The sequence below is a fragment of the Streptomyces sp. NPDC030296 genome (assembly GCF_055572815.1).
The window spans coordinates 70417-90894 of the sequence record NZ_JBVICQ010000016.1; the positions used below are offsets into that span (position 1 = coordinate 70417).

The 20478-nt window shown below is 72.4% G+C and carries 20 protein-coding genes; 6 read left to right on the forward strand and 14 right to left on the reverse strand.

Annotation, left to right across the window (positions count from 1 at the left end; translation table 11 throughout):
• Positions 1 to 3 precede the first annotated feature (3 nt).
• The 5 genes from mqnC to ACZ4Z3_RS35300 all read right to left on the reverse strand — a co-directional run bounded on the left by mqnC (position 4) and on the right by ACZ4Z3_RS35300 (position 5710).
• Complete coding sequence (gene mqnC, locus ACZ4Z3_RS35280) at positions 4 to 1203, reverse strand: cyclic dehypoxanthinyl futalosine synthase (RefSeq protein ID WP_468504873.1); 1200 nt, start codon at positions 1201 to 1203, stop codon at positions 4 to 6.
• Between the two features lie 91 nt (positions 1204 to 1294).
• The gene (locus tag ACZ4Z3_RS35285) at positions 1295 to 2143 is read right to left on the reverse strand and encodes a prepilin peptidase (RefSeq protein WP_468504874.1); all 849 of its coding nucleotides are present in this window, start codon (positions 2141 to 2143) and stop codon (positions 1295 to 1297) included.
• 185 nt (positions 2144 to 2328) lie between these two features.
• Complete coding sequence (locus ACZ4Z3_RS35290) at positions 2329 to 2856, reverse strand: GNAT family N-acetyltransferase (RefSeq protein WP_468504875.1); 528 nt, start codon at positions 2854 to 2856, stop codon at positions 2329 to 2331.
• Positions 2857 to 2924: 68 nt separating this feature from the next.
• Positions 2925 to 4706 carry a serine/threonine-protein kinase gene (locus ACZ4Z3_RS35295; RefSeq protein WP_468504876.1) on the reverse strand — a complete coding sequence of 594 codons (1782 nt, stop codon included), beginning with the start codon at positions 4704 to 4706 and terminating at the stop codon, positions 2925 to 2927.
• Positions 4707 to 4864: 158 nt separating this feature from the next.
• Complete coding sequence (locus tag ACZ4Z3_RS35300; protein ID WP_468504877.1) at positions 4865 to 5710, reverse strand: menaquinone biosynthetic enzyme MqnA/MqnD family protein; 846 nt, start codon at positions 5708 to 5710, stop codon at positions 4865 to 4867.
• A gap of 317 nt (positions 5711 to 6027) precedes the next feature.
• Between ACZ4Z3_RS35300 and ACZ4Z3_RS35305 the strand changes: the two genes are divergently transcribed.
• Positions 6028 to 6231 (forward strand): cold-shock protein, encoded by a 204-nt coding sequence (locus tag ACZ4Z3_RS35305; protein WP_043442843.1) that lies wholly within the window; start codon positions 6028 to 6030, stop codon positions 6229 to 6231.
• A gap of 202 nt (positions 6232 to 6433) precedes the next feature.
• Here the strand turns inward: ACZ4Z3_RS35305 and ACZ4Z3_RS35310 are convergent, their stop codons facing one another.
• Positions 6434 to 7054: a helix-turn-helix domain-containing protein gene (locus tag ACZ4Z3_RS35310; protein WP_468504878.1), complete on the reverse strand. Its 621-nt coding sequence runs from the start codon at positions 7052 to 7054 to the stop codon at positions 6434 to 6436.
• A gap of 68 nt (positions 7055 to 7122) precedes the next feature.
• Here ACZ4Z3_RS35310 and ACZ4Z3_RS35315 point away from each other — a divergent pair, with 68 nt between their 5' ends.
• Entirely contained in the window at positions 7123 to 7836 is a 714-nt protein-coding gene (locus tag ACZ4Z3_RS35315) for an AzlC family ABC transporter permease (protein WP_468504879.1), read from the forward strand.
• Positions 7833 to 8150, forward strand: coding sequence for an AzlD domain-containing protein (locus ACZ4Z3_RS35320; protein ID WP_468504880.1), 318 nt, complete (start codon positions 7833 to 7835; stop codon positions 8148 to 8150). Before ACZ4Z3_RS35315 ends, ACZ4Z3_RS35320 begins: the two co-directional genes overlap by 4 nt.
• Before the next feature lie 24 nt (positions 8151 to 8174).
• Here ACZ4Z3_RS35320 and ACZ4Z3_RS35325 read toward each other — a convergent pair whose 3' ends face one another.
• The gene (locus ACZ4Z3_RS35325) at positions 8175 to 8993 is read right to left on the reverse strand and encodes a hypothetical protein (protein WP_468504881.1); all 819 of its coding nucleotides are present in this window, start codon (positions 8991 to 8993) and stop codon (positions 8175 to 8177) included.
• Positions 8994 to 9434: 441 nt separating this feature from the next.
• On the opposite strand from ACZ4Z3_RS35325, the gene ACZ4Z3_RS35330 reads away from it, so the two are divergent.
• Complete coding sequence (locus tag ACZ4Z3_RS35330) at positions 9435 to 12248, forward strand: helix-turn-helix transcriptional regulator (RefSeq protein WP_468504882.1); 2814 nt, start codon at positions 9435 to 9437, stop codon at positions 12246 to 12248.
• A 35-nt stretch (positions 12249 to 12283) separates the two neighbouring features.
• Here the strand turns inward: ACZ4Z3_RS35330 and ACZ4Z3_RS35335 are convergent, their stop codons facing one another.
• On the reverse strand, positions 12284 to 12871 hold the full coding sequence (locus tag ACZ4Z3_RS35335; protein WP_468504883.1) for a 3'-5' exonuclease: 588 nt from the start codon (positions 12869 to 12871) through the stop codon (positions 12284 to 12286).
• 97 nt (positions 12872 to 12968) lie between these two features.
• Positions 12969 to 13103, reverse strand: a complete 135-nt coding sequence (locus ACZ4Z3_RS35340; RefSeq protein ID WP_468504884.1) for an ATP-binding cassette domain-containing protein — start codon at positions 13101 to 13103, stop codon at positions 12969 to 12971.
• A 154-nt stretch (positions 13104 to 13257) separates the two neighbouring features.
• On the opposite strand from ACZ4Z3_RS35340, the gene ACZ4Z3_RS35345 reads away from it, so the two are divergent.
• Positions 13258 to 13740, forward strand: coding sequence for a hypothetical protein (locus ACZ4Z3_RS35345; RefSeq protein WP_468504885.1), 483 nt, complete (start codon positions 13258 to 13260; stop codon positions 13738 to 13740).
• A 108-nt stretch (positions 13741 to 13848) separates the two neighbouring features.
• On the opposite strand, the gene ACZ4Z3_RS35350 is transcribed toward ACZ4Z3_RS35345, so the two are convergent.
• Positions 13849 to 15855 carry an AMP-dependent synthetase/ligase gene (locus ACZ4Z3_RS35350; protein ID WP_468504886.1) on the reverse strand — a complete coding sequence of 669 codons (2007 nt, stop codon included), beginning with the start codon at positions 15853 to 15855 and terminating at the stop codon, positions 13849 to 13851.
• A gap of 266 nt (positions 15856 to 16121) precedes the next feature.
• Here ACZ4Z3_RS35350 and ACZ4Z3_RS35355 point away from each other — a divergent pair, with 266 nt between their 5' ends.
• Positions 16122 to 17051 carry a MaoC family dehydratase gene (locus tag ACZ4Z3_RS35355; RefSeq protein ID WP_468504887.1) on the forward strand — a complete coding sequence of 310 codons (930 nt, stop codon included), beginning with the start codon at positions 16122 to 16124 and terminating at the stop codon, positions 17049 to 17051.
• Positions 17052 to 17368: 317 nt separating this feature from the next.
• Here the strand turns inward: ACZ4Z3_RS35355 and ACZ4Z3_RS35360 are convergent, their stop codons facing one another.
• From ACZ4Z3_RS35360 to mqnE, 4 genes are all read right to left on the reverse strand, one after another.
• Positions 17369 to 18025: a TetR/AcrR family transcriptional regulator gene (locus tag ACZ4Z3_RS35360; RefSeq protein WP_468504888.1), complete on the reverse strand. Its 657-nt coding sequence runs from the start codon at positions 18023 to 18025 to the stop codon at positions 17369 to 17371.
• Between the two features lie 77 nt (positions 18026 to 18102).
• Positions 18103 to 18540, reverse strand: a complete 438-nt coding sequence (locus ACZ4Z3_RS35365) for a DUF4229 domain-containing protein (RefSeq protein ID WP_468504889.1) — start codon at positions 18538 to 18540, stop codon at positions 18103 to 18105.
• Between the two features lie 108 nt (positions 18541 to 18648).
• Positions 18649 to 19173: a GNAT family N-acetyltransferase gene (locus tag ACZ4Z3_RS35370; protein ID WP_468504890.1), complete on the reverse strand. Its 525-nt coding sequence runs from the start codon at positions 19171 to 19173 to the stop codon at positions 18649 to 18651.
• A gap of 130 nt (positions 19174 to 19303) precedes the next feature.
• Positions 19304 to 20467, reverse strand: a complete 1164-nt coding sequence (mqnE, locus tag ACZ4Z3_RS35375) for an aminofutalosine synthase MqnE (RefSeq protein WP_468504891.1) — start codon at positions 20465 to 20467, stop codon at positions 19304 to 19306.
• Positions 20468 to 20478: the final 11 nt, after the last annotated feature.

Here is a 20478-nt window from a genome sequence, read left to right on the forward strand (position 1 = left end):
CGGCTAGTTGGACGCGAGGATCTTCAGCTCGGGGTGGGCCGTGCCGCCCTCGATCGCCGTGGAGGAGATGTGGGACACCACGCGCGCGTCGACCGGGTCGTTCGCCGGGTCGTCGTGGACCACGAGGTGTTCGTACGTCGTGGAGCGCTGGGCCGGGACCCGCCCCGCCGTGCGGATCATGTCGATCATTTCCTGGAGGTTGGAGCGGTGCTTGGCACCGGCCGCCGAGACGACGTTCTCCTCCAGCATGACCGAGCCGAGGTCGTCCGCGCCGTAGTGCAGCGTGAGCTGGCCCGCGTCCTGGCCGGTGGTCAGCCAGGAGCCCTGGATGTGGGCGATGTTGTCCATGAACAGCCGGGAGATCGCGATCATCCGCAGGTACTCGAAGATCGTGGCCTGGGTGCGGCCCTTCAGATGGTTGTTCATCGGCTGGTAGAGGTACGGGATGAAGGCGCGGAACCCGCCCGTGCGGTCCTGTACGTCACGGATCATGCGCAGGTGCTCGATGCGCTCGGCGTTGGTCTCGCCGGTGCCCATCAGCATGGTGGAGGTGGACTCCACACCCAGGTTGTGCGCGGTCTCCATGATCTCCAGCCAGCGCTCGCCGGACTCCTTGAGCGGCGCGATGGCCTTGCGGGGACGCTCGGGGAGCAGCTCCGCGCCGGCGCCCGCGAAGGAGTCGAGGCCGGCGGCGTGGATCCGCTGGATCGCCTCCTCGACGCTCACCTTGGAGATGCGGGCCATGTGCTCGACCTCGGACGCGCCGAGGGAGTGGATGACCAGCTGCGGGAACTCCTTCTTGATGGCGGCGAAGTGCTTCTCGTAGTAGTCGACGCCGTAGTCCGGGTGGTGGCCGCCCTGGAACATGATCTGGGTGCCGCCGAGTTCGACGGTCTCCGCGCAGCGGCGCAGGATGTCGTCGAGGTCGCGGGTCCAGCCCTTGTCCTTGGCCGTGGGCGGGGCGTAGAACGCGCAGAACTTGCACGCCGTGACGCACACGTTGGTGTAGTTGATGTTGCGCTCGATGATGTACGTCGCGATGTGCTCGGTGCCCGCGTACCTGCGGCGGCGGACGGCGTCGGCGGCGGAGCCGAGCGCGTGCAGCGGAGCGTCGCGGTAGAGGTCGAGCGCCTCCTCCGGTGTGATCCGCCCACCCTCGGCGGCACGGTCGAGAACGGACTGGAGGTCGGCCTTCTCGGTCACCGGGAGCGTCCCTTTCGTAAGGGTTGGACGGACCACGCCAGCCTACGCCAGCCGCCTCGAACGGCCGACGTCAGCCCGGACGTCCCTGACCTCACGCCGCGTAGGCCTCCAGGAGCAGGCCCAGGTACGCCCCCGCGATCATGAACGGACCCAGGGCGACGAGCTGTCGGCGTGCCGCCCGGCCGCGGACGGCTTGGACGACGGTCCAGACGCTGCCGACGAGCGCGCCGGCGAAGGTGCCGACGTACAGGGCGCCCCAGCCGTACCAGCCGAGGACCGCGCCCAGGCCCACGGCGAGCTTCACGTCGCCGAAGCCGAGGGCGAGGGGGCGGACGAGGAAGAGGAGGAAGTACGCCCCGCCGAGGGTGAGGGCGCCGAACAGCGCGGTGCGCCATTCGCCCGCGTGTTCGGGGAGGAGGGCGGCGCCGCCCAGCAGAAGGAGCGCGAGGGCGGCGAAGGGGAGGGTCAGCGGGTCGGGGAGGCGCTGGACCTTGAGGTCGATCAGGACGAGGAGAACGCCGAGCGGGGCGAGAAGAAGCCAGACCGCGAGCTCCGGGCGCACGCCGGTGGCCAGGGCGAGCGTGGCGCAGACGAGGGCGGTGAGGAGGGAGACGGTGGGGGTGCTCGGACCGTAGGTGCAGGGGGTGGGGGCCGGGGGTGTCGGGGCCGGGGGTGTGGGGGCCTGGGGCGCGGTGGAGTCAAGGGTCGTTGTGGCGGGGCCGGTTGTGGTGGCGGTTGGGGTGGGGGCCGTGCAGCGGGCCCGGCCCAGCCAGCCGCGGGCAGGGCCGGTGAGGGGGTGGCCCGCGGGGCATGTGGTCTGCCAGGGGGAGTCTTCGTCGACCGCGAACCGGTAGGCGGGGCGGGGCAGGAGGGCGCCCGCCGCCACGCCCCAGAGGGCGGCGACTGCCGTCAGGGCGATCAGCCAGAGATCCGGATCCACGGAGGTCAGCCTAGGGGGATGGGGCGCGGGGGCCGCGGGGGTTTTCCGCTCCCGCCGCCCCTACCCGTCCCGTCCTCCAGGGGCTGCCGCCTCTTCGACCCCGCGCTCGCCGTTCAGCTCGGGGTGCGGGGGTTTCATCCGCGGGTGCGGGAACGGCGTGGGCTCGTCGCGCGGTTCCCCGCGCCCTATCGGGTCGCGGGTGCCGCGTAGCAGCGGACCTTGACGGTCTGCTCGGGGCTCCAGCGCTGTTCGAGCGTGGCCAGGCGGTGCCAGCCGAGGCGTTCGTAGAGGGCCGCGGCCGCGGCGTCGGACTCGACCACGTCGAGCACCGGGTGCAGGCCGCGGGCCCGTGCCTCCGCCGTGGCCCGCGCCACCAGCAGCGCACCGATCCCGTGGCCCCGGGCGGCCGGGGACACGAACAGCCGGTTGACCACGGCGGTCGTCTCGGCGCCTGCCCCCGTGCGGGCGGCCCAGAGGCCGGGCGCCGCGTCCGTGTCGTCGGCGCGGGACAGCCCGATGTGGCCGACGACGCGGCCGTCGAGCTCCGCCACCCACGCGGCGACGAGCGGGTCCGGGGTCAGCCAGGTGTGCGGGTGCTCGGGCCAGTTCACGGGATAGCCGTCCTGCTCGTGGACCGCCGCCAGGATCCGCGTACAGGAGTCGAGGTCGTGGTCGGTCCTGGGCCGGACGCTCGGCGGGTGAACCGGGGGCATGCCGGGGGCACTGTCGCTGATCACCACGGCATCGGACCACGGCCCCACGCCCGCGACCAGTGAATTTCCTACTTCAGCCTCGTCAACCGGGCCGTCGGGTCGCCGGCGTCCGCGTTGTCCGCCGCGTACTGGAGTGCGTCGCCGTCGAGGGTGAGGGTGACGACATGGGTGTTGCTGGTGCAGGTGCCGGGGTTGTTCTCGGTGTCGGCGATGCTGGTGGCGAGGACGTGCGCGTCCGTCACCTCCTTGAGGACCAGCTTGTCGTCGCAGGCGCCGCCCAGGGGGTCGACCGAGCGGAAGGTGCCGAGGTCCTTTCCGACGACGGCCTGTCTCAGGGTGACCCGGAAGGTGCCGGCGGGCAGCTTGCCGTCCAGGGCGTAGCCGTCGCCCTCCCACGTGCCGAGGTACTTCGCCGGTACGTCGCCCTTGGTGTCGCCCGGGACCTCGGAGGCGTCCGCGCTCGCCGACGGTGCGGGGGCCGCACTGTCGCTGTTGCCGTCGTCCTCGCTCCGGAGCATCCCGAAGACGAACACCGACCCCACGCTGACCGCCGCGAAGGCCCCCGCCACGGCCAGCGCGACCGAACAGCTCACTCTCCGGCCGCGCCCGCCGGCCTCGGTCGTCGAGGCGGCGGCCACGCTCAGGGAGATCTTGCCGGGCGCGGCCGGCGGCGGCACGGTGTCCGCCACCGCGGCCTCCGCGCGTGCGCCGGGCACGTACGTGGCGGGACCGGGGTGCGCGGGCGGCGCCGACGGCATGGACGGCGCTGACGGCAGCGACGGCGACATGACGGGCGGCGGCCCGAACGTCCCGCTCACCCCACCCATCCCGCTCATCCCACTCATCGCGCTCGCCCCGCCGCCCGACGTGGCGTCCCTCGGCGTCGACGTCGACGTACCTGGCTCCCCCACCGAAGGGCTGCTGAATCCCACCGGCCCGGAGGGGCCCGGTTCCGTCGCGTCCAGGTTGAGGAGCTGGACGGCGCTGCGGCCGACCTGTTCGACGAGGGAACCGGGGAGCCAGCCGGCCGTGACCAGGCGGGCGGCGCCGTCGGGGGCGAGGGCGCGGGCGACCTCGTCGGGGGCGGGCCGGGCGCCCGGCTCCTTCGCGAGGCAGCGCTCGACCAGGTCCCGCAGGTCGCCCCGCAGACCGTCCAGCCGGGGCGGCTCGTGGACGACCTTGTAGAGGAGCGCGGCGGAGGAGTCGCCCGGGAAGGGGGACTCGCCGGTCGCGGCGTAGGCGAGGACCGCGCCGAGGGAGAAGACGTCCGCGGCGCCGGTGACGCCGTGGCCGAGGATCTGCTCGGGGGACATGTAGCCGGGGGAGCCGATGGAGACGCCGGTCGAGGTGAGGGAGGCCGTGCCGTCGGTGGCGCGGGCGATGCCGAAGTCGATGAGGAGGGGGCCGTCCACGGTGAGCAGTACGTTGGAGGGCTTCACGTCGCGGTGGACCAGGCCCAGCGCGTGGACCGCGGAGAGGGCCTCCGCGAGGCCGGCGCCCAGCACCCGGACGGTGTGCTCGGGCAGCGGGCCGCCGTCCGCGACGGCCGCCGAGAGGGAGGGGCCGGCCGCGTACCCGGTGGCCACCCAGGGGACGGACGCCTCCGGGTCGGCGTCGAGGACGGGCGCGGTCCAGGCGCCGCCCACCCGCCGGGCGGCCTCCACCTCGCGGCGGAAGCGGGCGCGGAACTCCTCGTCCAGGGCGAAGTGCGGGTGCACGACCTTCACGGCGACGGTGCGGCCGCCGGCGCTGCGCCCGAGGTAGACCCGGCCCATCCCGCCCGAACCGAGCCGGCCGAGCAGCCGGTAGGGACCCACGACCGTGGGTTCGCCGACGTCGAGCGGCTGCATGGCCCCCACCCCTCCCCCGTGCGTCCACTCCAGGACTCCCCAGCAGCGTAGTGCCGTACGCCCGGAGGGGAATGCGAACGCCGACCGTCAGTCCCACAGAACCCGGAATTCGTCAAACGAATTTCCGGCGACGGCCCGGTGGCCGGCGGAGGAAATGCTCAGGAAAGGAGATCCACCTTCACATCCGCCGGAAATCCCGTCGTGGGCCCGACCCGGCGCGCGAACTCGGCGACGGCCCGCAGCTGCGGGTCGCCGAAGCGGAAGTCGAGGGTGGTGAAGTAGCGCTCCAGGACCCGCTCGTCGAAGGCCTCCCAGCGGGCGGCCTGCTCCGCGACCTTGGCGACCTCGACCAGGGACAGGTCCCGGGAGGCCAGGAACGCCTCGTGGACCTGCCGGGTGACCTGCGGGTTCCGCTCCAGGTAGTCCCGGCGCGCCGCCCACACCGCGAAGACGAACGGCAGCCCCGTCCACGCCTTCCACATGGCGCCCAGGTCGTGCACCTGAAGGCCGTAGGCGGGGCCGTCGAGCAGGTTGGCCCGCAGCGCCGCGTCGCCGATCAGTACGGCGGCCTCCGCCTCCCGCATCATCAGCGAGAGGTCGGGCGGGCAGGTGTAGTACGACGGCCGCACGCCGACGTTCTCGGCCAGCAGCAGCTGGGCGAGGCGTACGGAGGTGCGCGAAGTGGAGCCGAGGGCGACGCGGGCGCCGTCCAGGCGTTCGAGGGGGACCTGCGAGACGATGACGCAGGACATCACCGGGCCGTCGCAGCCGACCGCGATGTCGGGGAAGGCGACCAGGTCGTCGGCGTTGCGGAGGAACTCGACGAGGGTGATGGGGCCGATGTCGAGGTCTCCGCGCACCAGCTGCTCGCTGAGCTTTTCCGGCGTGTCCTTGGTCAGCTCGAAGTCGAGGAGCGTGCCCGTTCTGGCGAGCCCCCAGTACAGGGGCAGGCAGTTCAGGAACTGGATGTGGCCTACGCGCGGCCTGGTGCGAGAATTGTCCACATCGCGAGACTAGACCGCATGGGGTACGGTCCGGGGTCCGGGGTACGAGCGGCGGGCACGAGGCGATCGAGGGACGGTCGTCAATCCGGCGCAACGATCACTCAAACATCTGGGTGACGTGATCTTGACCTCTATTGCTTTCGGCTGCCCGCGTGCTAGGCTCGCCGCAAGTTGCAGTTTGGTTTCCCTTGCAGTACAGAGCCTGCGGAGCATGTAACCGCAGGCTCTAGTCGTTTTCAGACGTATGCAGTTGTGCGGCACTGTTTCACACTTGCAGGTTCTGGAGCAGGGCGACCCTTTGGGCCCAAGGAGGGCTTATGGCTACCGGAACCGTTAAGTGGTTCAACGCCGAAAAGGGCTTTGGTTTCATCGCCCAGGAAGGCGGCGGCCCCGACGTCTTCGTTCACTACTCCGCGATCAACGCCAACGGGTTCCGTTCGCTTGAGGAGAACCAGCAGGTCTCCTTCGACGTGACCCAGGGTCCGAAGGGCCCGCAGGCGGAGAACGTCACCGCCATCTGAGACCGTTCCAGTCTCTGATCCGGACCTGAAAGCAGTACCCAAGGAGTCCCGCGCCGCACGGCAACGGGACTCCTGCCTTTTTCCGGCCCTTTTCTGAATGGGGCCGCGCCTTCCCGAGGGGCCGCGCCTTCCCGATGGACCGCGCCTTCCCGATGGACCGTGTCTTCCCGATGGACCGCGTCTTTTCCATGGACCGCGTCTTTCAGATGTGCTGCATGACGAGCACGAACGACGTCCCCGGCGCCAGCGCCTCGTACGAGTGCGGGACATCGCCTCGGAACGCCATGTAGTCGCCCGGCCCGAGCACGACCTCCTCGCCCCTCGGGCCCGCCTTCACCCGGCCCGTGCTCACGGTGAGGTGCTCGACCGTTCCCGGGATGTGCGGCTCCGACTCCCGCACCGAGCCCGGTTCCAGCCGGGTGCGGTAGATGTCGCGGCGCGCGCCGGGCGGGCTCGCGGACAGCAGGACCGCCGTGTAGCTGGAGTGCTCGGAGTGGACCGTGGGCCCCTCGCCCGCCCTGATGACCTGCACCGCCGGCGCGGGCGGCTCGATCAGCGCGCTGAACGGAACCCCGAGCGCCACGCCCAGCGCCCACAGCGTCTCCATGCTCGGGTTGCCGCTCGCCGCCTCCAACTGGGACAGCGTGGACTTGGCGATTCCGGCGCGTTTGGCCAGCTCGGAGAGGGAGAGTCCGGCGCGTGTGCGCTCCCGGCGGAGGGCGGCGGCGATCCAGTCGAGCGGGAGGCGAGCCGGGGGCTTCCCGTCGTCCCGCGTCTCGCCCCGTGTCTCTCCGGCTCCGTTCTCGGGCGCTGTGTCGGCCATGTCGTTCGCTCCAGAAGTACGATCGTTCGCCTTGACGAACAAGGTGTCTGCTGTTCATTGTAGAAAACATGCGTTCGCTTCTCCGAACAGGCGGCGTCCGGCGTCCGGACGTACCCGACCCCGAGCTGCTCCGCGACATCGCCCTGGTGTGCGCGGCCGGTGGTGTCGTCGGGCTCTCCTTCGGCGCGATCTCGGTCGCGGGCGGGCTGCCGGTGTGGGTGCCGGTGGTGATGTCGCTCGTGGTGTACGCGGGGGCGGCGCAGTTCAGCGCGGTGGGGATCCTGTTGGCCGGGGGCGGCCCGTTCGCGGCGGCGGCCACGGGGCTGCTGCTCAACACGCGTAACGCGGCGTTCAGCCTGGCGGTCGCGGACGTCCTGGGCCGGGGCAGGCTCGCCCGACTGGTGGGCGCGCACCTGATCACCGACGAGACGGCGGCCTTCGCCCTGGCCCAGCGGGATCCGGTACGGCGCCGGGTCGCGTTCTGGGTCTCCGGGATCGGCCTGTTCACCACGTGGAACGTGTGCGTCCTCGCGGGCGCGCTCGCCGGGTCCGCCCTGGGCGACACCGCCACGTACGGCCTCGACGCCGCCTTCCCCGCCGTGCTGGCCTCGCTCGTCCTGCCCGCCCTGCGCGAACAGCCGCCAGTACGGCGCGCCGCGCTGCTCGGGGCGGTGGTGGCGCTGGCGGCCACTCCGCTGACCCCGACGGGAGTCCCGGTCCTCCTCGCGCTGGCCGGTCTGCTCCTCTGGCGGCCCTCGGGGCGGCGGGAGGCGGCGGCATGAGCGGTGGGGTCGTCGTCGCGATGCTGGTCCTGGCGGTGGGGACATACGCCCTCCGGCTCACCGGGCCGCTCCTGCACGGGCGGGTCGAGATCCCCGCACGCGTCCGGGAACTGCTGGCCGCCGCGGCCGTGGTGCTGCTGGCGGCGCTGCTCGCCACGGGCGCCCTGACCGAGTCGGCCGACTTCGCCGGCTGGGCCCGCCCCGCGGGGGTGCTGGTGGGAGGCGTACTGGCATGGCGGAGAGCGCCGTTCGCGGTGGTGGTGCTGGGGGCGGCGGTGACGGCGGGGGCGCTGCGGGCACTGGGGGTGCCGTAGGCGTCGGGGTGTGTCCGCGATGACCTATCCGCCCCTGGCGACCAGTTCCTCCATTACTCGGCGGACGCGGACACCCGGGCCCAGGTCGGGTTCGAGGCCCTTGCCTTTCAGGAGGGCGGTGAGGGATGCCTGGACGACCTCGGCGCCCTCGGGGGCGACGTGCTCGGAGACCTCCAGCCACTCCAGCGGCCCGGCACCCGCCGGGCTGCCGTCCAGCGTCCAGTGCTCCAGCGTGACCTCGTGGTGGTCGAGCCGTACGCCGCGCCGGTGGACCGCGTGGACGGGTCCGAGGACGTCGAGCGAGCCGAAGCCGACGCTGACGTCGGCGCAGTCGGCGAGGAAGGCCCGTTGCCGGTCGGAGAAGACGAGCTCCAGCGGCTTCGCCCCCGTGGCCGCCGCCTCCACCGCCGCCCGATCGCAGTCCGAGACGAGCGTGGCGGACAGGACCCGGCGGTCGCCGGACCAGGTGTCCGCGAGGTGGAAGGAGTCCGGTCCCTGCTCGCGGAAGCGCAACCAGCGCTCCGAGAGCCGGGACCGGCGGCAGGGCCGCAATTCCGCGGTCGCGGCCCCGACCCGCCCGCTCCCCGCCCGTAGGCGCAGGATCAACCCCGCGTCCAGAAGCGGCAGATGACCTGGCGCCGTGGAGCGGGCGAGAGCCTCACAGAAGTAGACGCGGCGCCGGGCTCCCCCGGTGTCCGGCGCCAGCGCCCGGGTCGCGGCGGCCGCGCCCGCACCCGAGAACGTCACCTTGATCTCGACCGAGTCGAGCCGGTCGAGCGAATCCGACCGGCCCGGCCGGTCGGACCCGGAGGTGAGATCCCCGCGTTCCACGGATGCCGGCATGAGCCGTCCCCCTTGTTCCGCGACCTCGTTCATCCCCTGGTCTTCCCTCGGTCCCCTGAATCCCTCGGGAAGTCCTTCGGGGTTCCCCCTTGCACTGATCCCTTTCGATTCCCTGCTGTTCCCGACTACCTGCTGTGCTCGGCTACCTGCTGTTCCTGATTCCTGCTGTTGCCGATTTCGTGCTGTTTCCCTTGATTCCCTGTGCTGCGCGGTTCCCCGATCCCCCGTTCAACGAGGTGCCGCGAGACATCATTGAAGCCCCCGACGGACCGGGCCCGCTTCCGGGAAGTCCCTACATCTCGCCCCGACCGATCCCGGCTTCCACCTTCTTGGCCCGCCCTCCGCGCGGCATGATGGACGACGCGGGGCGGGCGCGGGCGGGCACCAGGGGGTGGCGCATTGTTACGGGGACTCGTCGGTCGGGAGCGGGAACGCCGGCTGATGGACGACCTGCTCGTGGCGGGTGGGGCGGGTGGGGCGGCGCTGCTCCTGTGGGGCGAGCCCGGCATCGGCAAGACGGCTCTCCTCGACTACGCGGCGGAGCGGGCGGCGGCCGGAACGTCGGGCTCCGCACCGGTGACGCTCCTGCGGGCCCGGGGCATCGAGACCGAGACCGTGCTCCCGTTCGCCACTCTCGGCGACCTCCTCATGCCCTATTCATCCCTTTTCAGGGAACTCCCCGGAGCGCAGCGCGCCGCCCTGGAGTCGTGTCTCGCGCTGGGCGGTGACCCCGCCGACCCGCCGGGCAATCCGTACGCCGCCTGCATGGGCGCCCTGAACGTCCTCGCCGCGCTCGGCGACGAGCGTCCCGTCGTCGTCCTCGTCGACGACCTCCACTGGGTGGACCCCTCGTCCCAGCGCGTCCTGCTGTTCATCGCCCGCCGCCTCTCCAGCGAACGCGTCGCTCTGGCGCTCGGCTCCCGCGAGGACCACGGGGAGTCGGGGCCGCGCCGCAGCATCCCGGCCGTGCAGGTGGGCGGGTTGACGGCGGAGGAGTGCGCGGAGCTGCTGGCGGGGACGAGAGCGGGGGCGGCCGGCGCCGGCGGCCGGGCGGCGGGTGATGCCGTGCGGCGGCCTGGTGTCGCGCCCAGCGTGCTCGCGGACCTCGTGCGTATCAGCGGCGGCAACCCGCTCGCCCTGCGGGAGATCGCGAGCGGGCTGACGGAGGAACAGGCGCGTGGGGAGCGGCCGTTGCTGGACCCGCCGTCCCTCGGCAGTCATCTGGAGCGCGCCTGGGCGACCCGTATCGACGCGCTGCCCGACCCGGCACGCCGAGCGCTGGTCGTCCTCGCCGCCGGTCGCTCGACCGCGGCGGGCCCGCTGCGGAAGGCGCTGGAGGCGGCCGGGCTGTCGCTGGACGCCCTCGCCCCCGCGGAGGAGGACGGACTGATCACGGCGACGGCGGACGGCCTGGACTTCCACCATCCGGTGCTGCGCGCCCTGGTCCTGGGCCGGGCCCCCCTCGCCCTGCGCTACGCCGCGTTCCAGGCGCTGGCCGAGGTGAGCACGGGCCCGCTGCACGCCTGGTACCGGGCGTCCGCGACCTCCGGCCCCGACGAGGACACGGCGGCCGCGCTCGCCGAGGCCGCGCTGGAGGCCCGGCGCCGCAGCGCGTTCGGGGAGGCGGCGCTGGCCTGGCGCCGGGCCGCCGACCTCACGCCCGAGCCGGCCGCGCGCGCCGGGCGCCTCCTCAACGCCGCGTCCGACGCGCTCCTCAGCGGCTCCCCCGCAGGACCCCAGTGGTGCGAGGAGGCCGTCCGCATCACCCCCGACCCGGCGATGCGCGCACGGATCCAGGGCCTGCTGGGCCGGATGTACACCTGGAAGGGCGAGACCGCGCAGGCGTACGGCCTCCTCGTGAACGCCGCCGACGCCGTACGCGACAGCGACCCGACCCGCGCCTGCCTCCTCCTCGCCGAGGCCACGGCCGCCGCCCGCCTCGACGGCCACGTCCCGGCGGCCGTACGCGTCGCCGAGGAATCCCTGGCCCTCGCCTCCGGGTCCGGCCCCGAGCGCTGGTACAGCCTCACCCTCCTCGGCGGTGCCCTCGTCATGGCCGGCCGTACCGCGGAGGGGCGCGCGATGCTGGAGTCCGCGGACCGGCACGGCGCGGGCGACCCCGTACGCGACCAGCAGGTGTACGCGATCGCCGGGCAGGCGTGGAGCCGTGTCGAGGAGTTCACGCGGGGCCGCGCCCTGCTCAACACGGCGGTGGAGTCGGCGCGACGCCACAGCGCGGTCGGGGTCCTGGGCTTCACCCTCGCCGTACGGGGCGAACTGGAGACCCGGATCGGCCAGTGGGCGTCCGCCCGCGGCGACCTGACGGAGGCGCTGCGCTGGGCGGAGGAGCTGGGCCAGCTCACCTGCGTCAGCTACGCCCTGTACTGCCTGGCCCGTCTGGAGGCGCTGCGCGGCGACCGAGTGGAGTGCGAGGAGCATGTGGCGCGGGCCCGGCGGGAGTGCGGGGCGTACGGCATCGGCTGCCAGGAGTTCCACATGACGGCCGTACTCGGCCTGTCGGCCCTGGCGTACGGCGACCACGAGGCGGCCGCCGACCAGTTGGAGCAGACGTGGTCACTCGCCGTGGAGCAGGGCATCGGCAACCCGGAGGTGGTGCCGTTCGCGGCGGACCTGGCGGAGGCACACGTACGGGCCGGGAACGCGGCGCGGGCCGGTGAGGTGGTCGCGTGGCTGGAGGAGCGGGCGAGGGAGACGGGCCTGGCCTCGGCGGAGGCGGCGGCCGCACGCGTACGGGGCCTGCTGGCGGGGACACCGGAAGAGGCGGAGGCGTGTTTCGTGGCGGCGCTGAAGGCGCACGGGCGGACGACGGGCCCGTTCGACTGGGCGCGGACACTGCTGTGCGAGGCGGAGGTGCTGCGCCGCCACCGGCGCCCGGCGGCCGCCCGGTCGCCCCTGTCGTCCGCTCTGGCCTGCTTCGAGCGCCTGGGCGCGGTGCCGTGGGCGCGGCGGGCGGCGAGCGAACTGGCGGCGGCCGGGGGTCTGCCGGCCACCGCCCCGTCCGGGTCCGGTTCCGGTTCCGGCGGCATGGGCGGGGTCCTGGACCAACTGACACCCCAGGAGTTCCAGGTGTCACGGGCGATCGCGAGGGGCCTGAACAACACGGAGGCGGCGGCATCGCTGTTCGTGTCACGGAAGACGGTGGAGGCGCATCTGACGCGGATCTACCGGAAGTTGAAGGTGCGGTCGCGGACGGACCTGACGAGACTGCTGACGGCGGCGGACCTGGTGGATTGAGAAGGGGCTTCTGGACGGGCGGATCGCGAAGGCTTCTAGACGACTGTCGCCGTGACCGGCCACGCTCCGCGGTCCAGCAGATCGAGGACGAGTGCGGCGATGTTCCACGCGTCGTCCTCGCCACGGTGATGGCGTCCTTCCAGTGGCAGTCCGGCGATCTGCAGGGCGTTTTTCATGCCGGGTTTCTTGCGCAACCCGTACGCCGTGGCGAAGACGGCCTTGGCGTTGGTGTGGGTACGCTCCGTCGGATGGCCGAACGGGTAGGCCACCCCGTCGGCCTGGCTCTGCCGGGCGAATTGCAGACGGTCGTACTCGCCCCAGCTCGCCCAGGGACGCTCCCCGGCCCCGTACTCCTCGACGAGGATCCGGCAGGCCTCCGCGAAGGTGACGCCCCGTTCGACTTCGGCTTGGGTCAGTCCCGTCAGCTCAGTGCAGAAGTCACTCACCGTCGATCGGGCGGGCCGCACCAGGAGACGGTGCCGGGACACACGGCGCCGGGCCGATACGTCCACGACGGTGAGACCGACCTCGATGATCTCGCTCACGGAGCCGGGCGGCGGCTGCCCGTCCCAGCAGGTGGCTTCCACATCGATGACGTTCAGCAGGGCGGATGGGTGACTCACGGAGCGAGGGTAGGGATCCGGGTCCGGAGCAGGCACCTCAATTTCTGAGCGCCCCCGTCCCATCAGCTACCGCGACCCGAGCTGTACGGGCCGGCGCTCACGGGAGCTGATCCGTCAGCGCCCGGGCCAGTGTCGACTTGCCCGCGCCGGGGTCGCCGAGGAGGACGAGCTCCCGCCCGGCGCCGATCGCGCCGTCACCACCGGCATCGACCTGATGCGCGTCCTGCCCCATGGGGCGACGGTAGCGCCACGGGCTTCGCCGCGTGCTCACCGCGACAATTCCGGTGGGAATCGCCCTCCGTGCAACCGTAGCCGTCCGCCAGGGATCTACCGGGGAGACCGCCTCCGGGACGGCCGACGGCGGGACCAACGAGAGGACGGGACTGATGCGCAGACGGGTCTTTCTCTGGTGTGCGGGCGGTGTGCTCGTCGCCGCCCTCGCCGCCGGGGGCGTGTGGTGGAACGGGATTCGTGCGCCGTACGCCCTCGCGGACTCGCCGCGGATCGATGTGACCGTGCGGGCGGAGAGGTCCAGGTACCCCGACGTACGGGAGACCGCCGAGGACGTGGACACCCTCGTCCGGGTCTACGTCCAGCGGCTCGGAGCCGGGGACACGGAAGGGCTCACCCGGCTCGCCGCACCCTCGTACCAGGGGGTGGAGGCAGCGGCTGCCGACGCGGTGCACACCTACGGGAAGGCGGCGAGCGGGCACGTCGAGGTGACCGTGCTGGAGGGGGTCGTCGACTACCTCAACCCGGTCCGGGTGACCTTCGAGAAGACCGGTCAGCAGCAGGAGTTGCTCCTCGTGAAGGACGGCGGTCACTGGTGGCTCGCGCTGGGTGAGGGCGACCCTGCCGGTGGGGCGTAGGCGGCGGGTCGGCACTCCCTGACTCTCGCACAGCCCCCGTCTGAGGCCGTGGGCCCACCACCGGGGGGGGCGACCGGTCGGATCCCCCGGGGCGGCCGGTTGGCCGTCCTACCTCTCGTACAACCCCTCGATCTCCGTCGAGAACGCCTCCTCGATCCTCTCCCTCCGCAGCTTCATCGACGGGGTCAGATGGCCCGCCTCCTCCGTGAAGCCGCCGGGGAGGACGGTGAAGCGGCGGATGGACTCGGGGCGGGAGACGAGGCGGTTGGCCTCGTCGACGGCGCGTTGGAGGACCCTCAGCAGTTCCGGGTCGTCCACGAGGAGTTCCGCGGGCACGGCGTGCTTGCCGTTCATCTGGCGCCAGTGGGTGATGCCCTCGGGGTCGAGGGTCAGCAGGGCGGTGACGTAGGGGCGGCGGTCGCCGATGACCATGGCCTGGGCGATCAGCGGATGGGAGCGGAGCCAGTTCTCCAGCGGGGCCGGGGCCACGTTCTTGCCGCTGTCGGTGACCAGGATCTCCTTCTTGCGGCCGGTGATGGTGAGGTAGCCCTCCTCGTCGAGCCGGCCGATGTCACCGGTGGCGAACCAGCCGTCGGGGCCCGTCGGGACGACTCCGCCGGCCTGCGGGTCCCAGTAGCCGCGGAAGATCTGGCCGCCGTGGAGGAGGACCTCGCCGTCGGCGGCGATGCGCACGCGCGTGCCGGGCAGCGGCCAGCCGACCGTGCCGAGGCGGGGACGGACCGGTGGGGTGACCGTCACGGCCGCCGTGGTCTCCGTCATGCCGTAGCCCTCGAAGACGTCGATGCCGGCGCCGGCGAAGAAGGCGGCCAGGCGGCGGCCGAGCGGGGAGCCGCCGCAGATGACGTAACGGACCCTGCCGCCGAGCGCGTTGCGGATGCGGCGGTAGACGAGGGGGTCGTAGAAGGTGCGGGCCGCCCTGAGGAAGGCGGTGGGGCCGGGGCCGGTGCCGTGCTGCTCGGACTCCAGTGCCTCCCCGTAGCGGCGGGCCACGGCGGCGGCGCGGTCGAAGGAGGAGGCGCGGCCCAGGCGTTCGGCGGAGGCGCGGGCCGTGTTGAAGACCTTCTCCAGGACGTACGGGATGAGCAGCAGGAACGTCGGCCGGAACGACTTCAGGTCGGCCAGCAGGTCCTCGGTGCGGAAGCTCGGCGAGTGACCCACGCGGATCCGGGCCCGCATGCACGCGATCGCCACCATGCGGCCGAAGACATGGGCGAGCGGGAGGAAGAGGAGCGTCGACGCCTCCTCGTCGGTCTTCGCGCGGAAGATCGGGTAGAGGAGGTCGATCGCGTTGTCGACCTCGGCGAAGAAGTTGCCGTGGGTGAGGGCGCAGCCCTTGGGGCGGCCGGTGGTGCCCGAGGTGTAGATGAGGGTCGCGAGGGTGTCGGGGCCCAGCACCCCGCGCCGTACGGCGACTTCCTGGTCGGACACGTCCCGGCCCCGCTCGGCGAGGCGTTCCGTGTGGCCCTTGTCGAAGACCCACATGTGGCGGAGGTCGGGGAGGCGGTCGAGTTCGGGGCCGAGGGCGGCGGCCTGGGCGGACGTCTCCACGGCGAGGGCGACCGCGCCGGAGTCCTGGAGGATCCAGCGGGTCTGGAAGACCGAGGACGTGGGGTAGATGGGTACGGTGACGAGGCCCGCCGCCCAGGCCGCGAAGTCCAGGAGCGTCCACTCGTACGTCGTCCGCGCCATGATGGCGATACGGTCGCCCGGCATCAGGCCCTCGGCGATCAGGCCCTTCGCCACGGCGAGCACCTCCGCCGCGAACTCGGCCGCCGTCACGTCCCGCCAACGCCCGTCGTCCCCACCTGGGTTGCCGCCGCCGTTGCCGCTGCCGTTCGTGTCCTCACGGCCGTCCCCGGGGCCGCCGACCCGGTCGTCCTTCCCGTTGCCCCTGCCGTCGCCCCTGCCGCTGTCCTTGCGGCTGAGGACGACCGCGCCGGGCTCGTGGTCCGCGTTGTCGAAGGGGATGTCCGCGAGGGAGCCGTAGGTGCCGGGCGTGACCAGCGGGGGGATGTACGCCTCTCGTACCGTGCCGTCCAGCCGCTTCAACTCGGGTGCCACGAGCAGGGGTTCGCTGCGATCGAGGGGGGACACGGGCGGCTCCTGGGCGTTCGGTGTGCCCGGATCGTACGGGGCCGGTGTGTGAGGTTCGTGTGAGTGTGGGGGTGGTCCGGGGATGTTCCGGGGGCGGGGATGTGCAGTGTCGTGCGGCGCTCCGCCACAGGTCAAGGCGGCGTCAAATTACCTGAGAGTCGTTCATCTCCCCTGCTCGCACACCCTGCTTCCGGGAGCTTTACCTCGGGTAACCTGACTGGGGAGTAAGGAAGTGCGCCGCACCGGGGAGAAGGGGAAACCGTCCGATGCCTCAGCTCACCCTCACGGACCCGCCTCTTCTCCCGCCCCTCCTCGCGCGGGGCGCCCTGCTCTCCCCGTGCAAGAGCCGCAGGCTGCCCCGTACGGCCGGCCCGCACGGCGACGGCACGGTCGGCCGCCTCGATCACCTCGACCGGCTCGTCCTGCCCGGCGTACGGATCGACCTCGCGCGTCTCGCCGCGTACGAACGGGTCTGCGGCTTCCCCACCGGCGAGGACGCCGTCCCGCTCACCTATCCGCACGTCCTCGGTTTCCCCCTCGCCATGCGGATCATGTCCGGCCGCGACTTCCCGCTGCCCCTGCTGGGGCTCGTCCACACCTCGATCGAGATCACCCGCCGCCGCCGGCTGCCGGCCACCGGGGAGTACGAACTGACCGTGTACGTGGACGGGTTGACGCCGCACCGCCGGGGCACCGAGGCCACGGTCGTGACGGAGGTACGGGACACCGGCGGTGAATGCGGCTGCGACGAGATCGCCTGGGAGTCCCGCAGCACCTACCTCGCCCGGCACCGGGTGGACGACGCCCCGAGCCTCACCCGTGAGAGCAGGCGGTCGGCGGCCGCGCCGCTCCCCGCGCTCGCCGAGTGGCGGCTCGGCGCGGACGTGGGGCGGCGCTACGGGGCGGTCTCGGGCGACCGCAACCCCATCCACCTCCACCCCCTCGGCGCCCGCCTCTTCGGGTTCCCGCGCGCCATCGCCCACGGCATGTGGACCGTCGCCCGCTGCCTCGCCGAACACGGCACACCCCCGGCGGCCCTGGTCCGCGCGGAGTTCCGCGCGCCGGTACCCCTCCCGAGCACCGTCACCTACGCGGCGGACGGCCGCCCCGGCGGCGACTTCGAACTCCGCGGCACGGAGCGGAAGGGCGGGGGGCGGGTGCATGTGACGGGAAGCGTGTACCCGCTGATCCAGTGAGCGGTGGCGGACGTCACCGCCCGAGACCACTGGCGGAGGTCATCGGCAGAGGTCAGCGGCGGAGGTTGTCGCCGAAGGTCAGCGGCGCATCGTGCGGGGCGCCCCGTAGGCGCGAGCGGCGTCCGGCCGCCAGTTCGTGACGGCCCGCAGTGCCCATTCGACCGGGCCGTACCGGTACCGCACGAGCCAGCGTCGGCGCAGCTCCAGCCAGGATCCGTGGTGGGGCCGGCCCCACGGGTCGGCTCCACCGGTCGTCGCCGGGTCGACCCGCGGCTCGCCGGGGAACGTCCGGCAAGGCGCCGGCGGACGCGGTGGACCTACGGCGTGGCCATGTCGGCCGGTGGGGTCCAGGGGTGGCCGTCCATCAGGTTGCCGAGGCCGGACCAGGCGAAGTTCATGAGGGTGGCGGCGGCCTGCCTTGCCGTGAGGCCGGGCGTGGCGTTGGCCCAGGCCGCGAGGGCCTCGGCGGCGCCGACGAGCGCCTCGGCGAGGCCGGCGACCTCGCGTTCGGGGAGGGACGGGTCGCGGCGGGCGTCTCGGGCGGCGACCAGGATCAGCCCCGTCACGAACGCCACCATCTCCTCGCGCATCGCCGCGACCTCGGCGGCGAAGGGTTCACCGTGTGTACGGGCCTGGAGGTGCAGGACGGCCCAGGCGTCCGGGTTGCGCGCGGTGTGCGTGAAGAACGCCCGCAGCCCCTCCCAGAGTTGCCGGTCGGCGGGCAGCCGGGGGTTGACGCCCTCGCGTACGGCGGTGGTGAGCGCCTCGGCCTCGCGGCGGATGCAGGCGGTGAAGAGGTCTTCCTTGGAGTTCAGGTACAGGTACACCAACGGCTTGGACACGCCCGCCAGTTCGGCGATCTCGTCCATGGAGGCGGCCCGGTAGCCGCGCTGCCCGAACGTCCGCACGGCCGCGTCCAGCATCTGCTGTTCCCGTACCGCCCGGGGCATCCGTTTGTTCTTCACAGCACCCATGCGGGCAAGCGTACGGTTTTGCCGCCGGGAAAGATCCCGGCCGTTTCCGGGGCGGCCGCCTGGCCACCCTGGCCCGCCTAGGAAGCCTTGACGCCCTCGGAAGCCTTGACGCCCTCGGAAGCCTTGACGCCCTCGGAGTCCGGGCCGCTCTCGGCGGCCTTGGCGTTCCCGGCGTCGGTGTCGTCGGCGGCGTCCTTGGCGGGGGCGCCGCCCGGGGCCGGGGTACGGGTCGCGTCGTCCGCCTCGTCCTCCTGGTTGCGGTTGGTGGCGAGGTTGGACTTCACGCGCTCGATGGAACGGTCGAGGCGCGGGGCGATCCGCTCCGAGGCCCGGTCGCGCTCCTTGCGGAGGGCGACGAAGCTGATCGGTGCGGAGACGACGAGGGCCAGCATGATCATCCACATGCCGTTGGAGGCACCGAGACCGCGCGGGGCGATGCCGGAGTAGACGAGGGCCCAGACGACCACGAAGCAGCCCACGAAGATCCCGAGGCGCATCAGTGTGTAGCGGAGCATCTCAATCCACTCTTCCGTTTCCGTACCGGACGTTCCCAAAGGCCACCGTCCAGTGAAGCACGGTCGGGGGGCGATCTTGCACGGGGGTGCGGGCGGTGCGGGCGCGGCTCAGGTCAGGGACAGGAGCATCGTGATGTCGTCGCGGTGGTCGTCGGGAGCGACCCGGATGGCGCCGGGGACGCGGCCGACCTCCTTGTAACCGCACGCCGCGTAGAAGTGCTCCAGGCCGAGGCCGCCGCGGCAGGTGAGGCGGACGGCGTCGATGCCGTCGAAGCCGCGGGCCGCCTCCTCGGCCGCCTTCATGAGGTCGCGGCCGTAGCCCTTGCCCTGGTGGGCGGGGTGCACCATCACCGTGTACAGCCAGACCCAGTGCGTCATCAGGCGGTGCGTGTTGAAGCTGAAGAACGCGGTGGCCGCGGGCGCGCCGGCCGCGTCGAACCCGACCAGCAGCCGCTGCCGGCCCTCCACCATGCCCACCATGTGCTTCACCAGCTCGGGCCGTATCGCCTCCGGCGCCACCGGCGCCACGAACCCGACGGCACCACCGGCGTTGGAGACGTCCGCCCAGAGACCGAGGATGCCGTCGCGGAGGTCGGGGGTGAGGGGAGGGTCGAGCTGGAAGGCAAGGGTCATGGACCGAGATTCGCACAGTCGGGCGGGCCGCAGGCCCGTTCCCTTCAGGGGCGCGGGGAACCGCGCGAGAAACCCCGCACCACCCGCACCCGCCGACGAACCCGCACCCCCGAGCCACCAGGCGCCCCGCTCACACCCTCATCGGCTGAGGAGACTCCCGCCGCAGCCGATCCGCCCCCTCGTACTCCCGGATGATCTCGTACCGCGTGTTCCGCTCCACCGGCCGGAACCCGGCGTCGCGGATGAGGTCCAGCAGGTCCTCCCGGGTCAGCTTGTTCGGCGTGCCGTAGTTGTCCGCGTCGTGAGTGATCTTGTACTCGACGACCGACCCGTCCATGTCGTCGGCGCCGTGCTGGAGCGCGAGCTGCGCGGTCTGGACGCCGTGCATCACCCAGAAGACCTTCACGTGCGGGACGTTGTCGAACAGCAGCCGCGACACCGCGAAGGTCTTCAGCGCCTCCGCGCCCGTCGCCATACGGGTCCGCGCCTGGAGCCGGTTGCGTACCTTGCCGTCCCGCACGTCCACGAAGTCGTGCTGGTAGCGCAGCGGGATGAAGACCTGGAAGCCGCCGGTCTCGTCCTGGAGCTCCCGCAGCCGCAGGACGTGGTCGACGCGGTGCCGGGGCTCCTCGATGTGGCCGTAGAGCATGGTGCACGGGGTCTTCAGACCCTTCTCGTGCGCCAGACGGTGGATCCGCGACCAGTCCTCCCAGTGGGTGCGGTGGTCCACGATGTGCTGGCGGACCTCCCAGTCGAAGATCTCCGCGCCGCCACCCGTCAGGGACTCCAGGCCCGCGTCGATCAGCTCGTCGAGGATCTCCGACGCCGACAGCCCGCTGATCGTCTCGAAGTGGTGGATCTCCGTGGCCGTGAAGGCCTTCAGCGAGACGTTCGGGAGGGCCGCCTTCAGCTCCCGCAGCGAGCGCGGGTAGTAGCGCCACGGCAGGTTCGGGTGCAGGCCGTTGACGATGTGGAGTTCCGTGAGGTTCTCCGACTCCATCGCCTTGGCGAGCTTGACGGCCTCCTCGATGCGCATCGTGTACGCGTCCTTCTCCCCCGGCTTGCGCTGGAAGGAGCAGTAGGCGCAGGAGGCCGTGCACACGTTGGTCATGTTGAGGTGACGGTTGACGTTGAAGTGGACGACGTCGCCGTTCTTCCGCGTCCGTACCTCGTGCGCGAGCCCGCCCAGCCACGCCAGGTCGTCCGACTCGTACAGCGCGATGCCGTCCTCGCGGGTCAGCCGCTCGCCGGAGCGGACCTTCTCCTCCAGCTCGCGCTTGAGCCCGACGTCCATGCCTCCGCCTT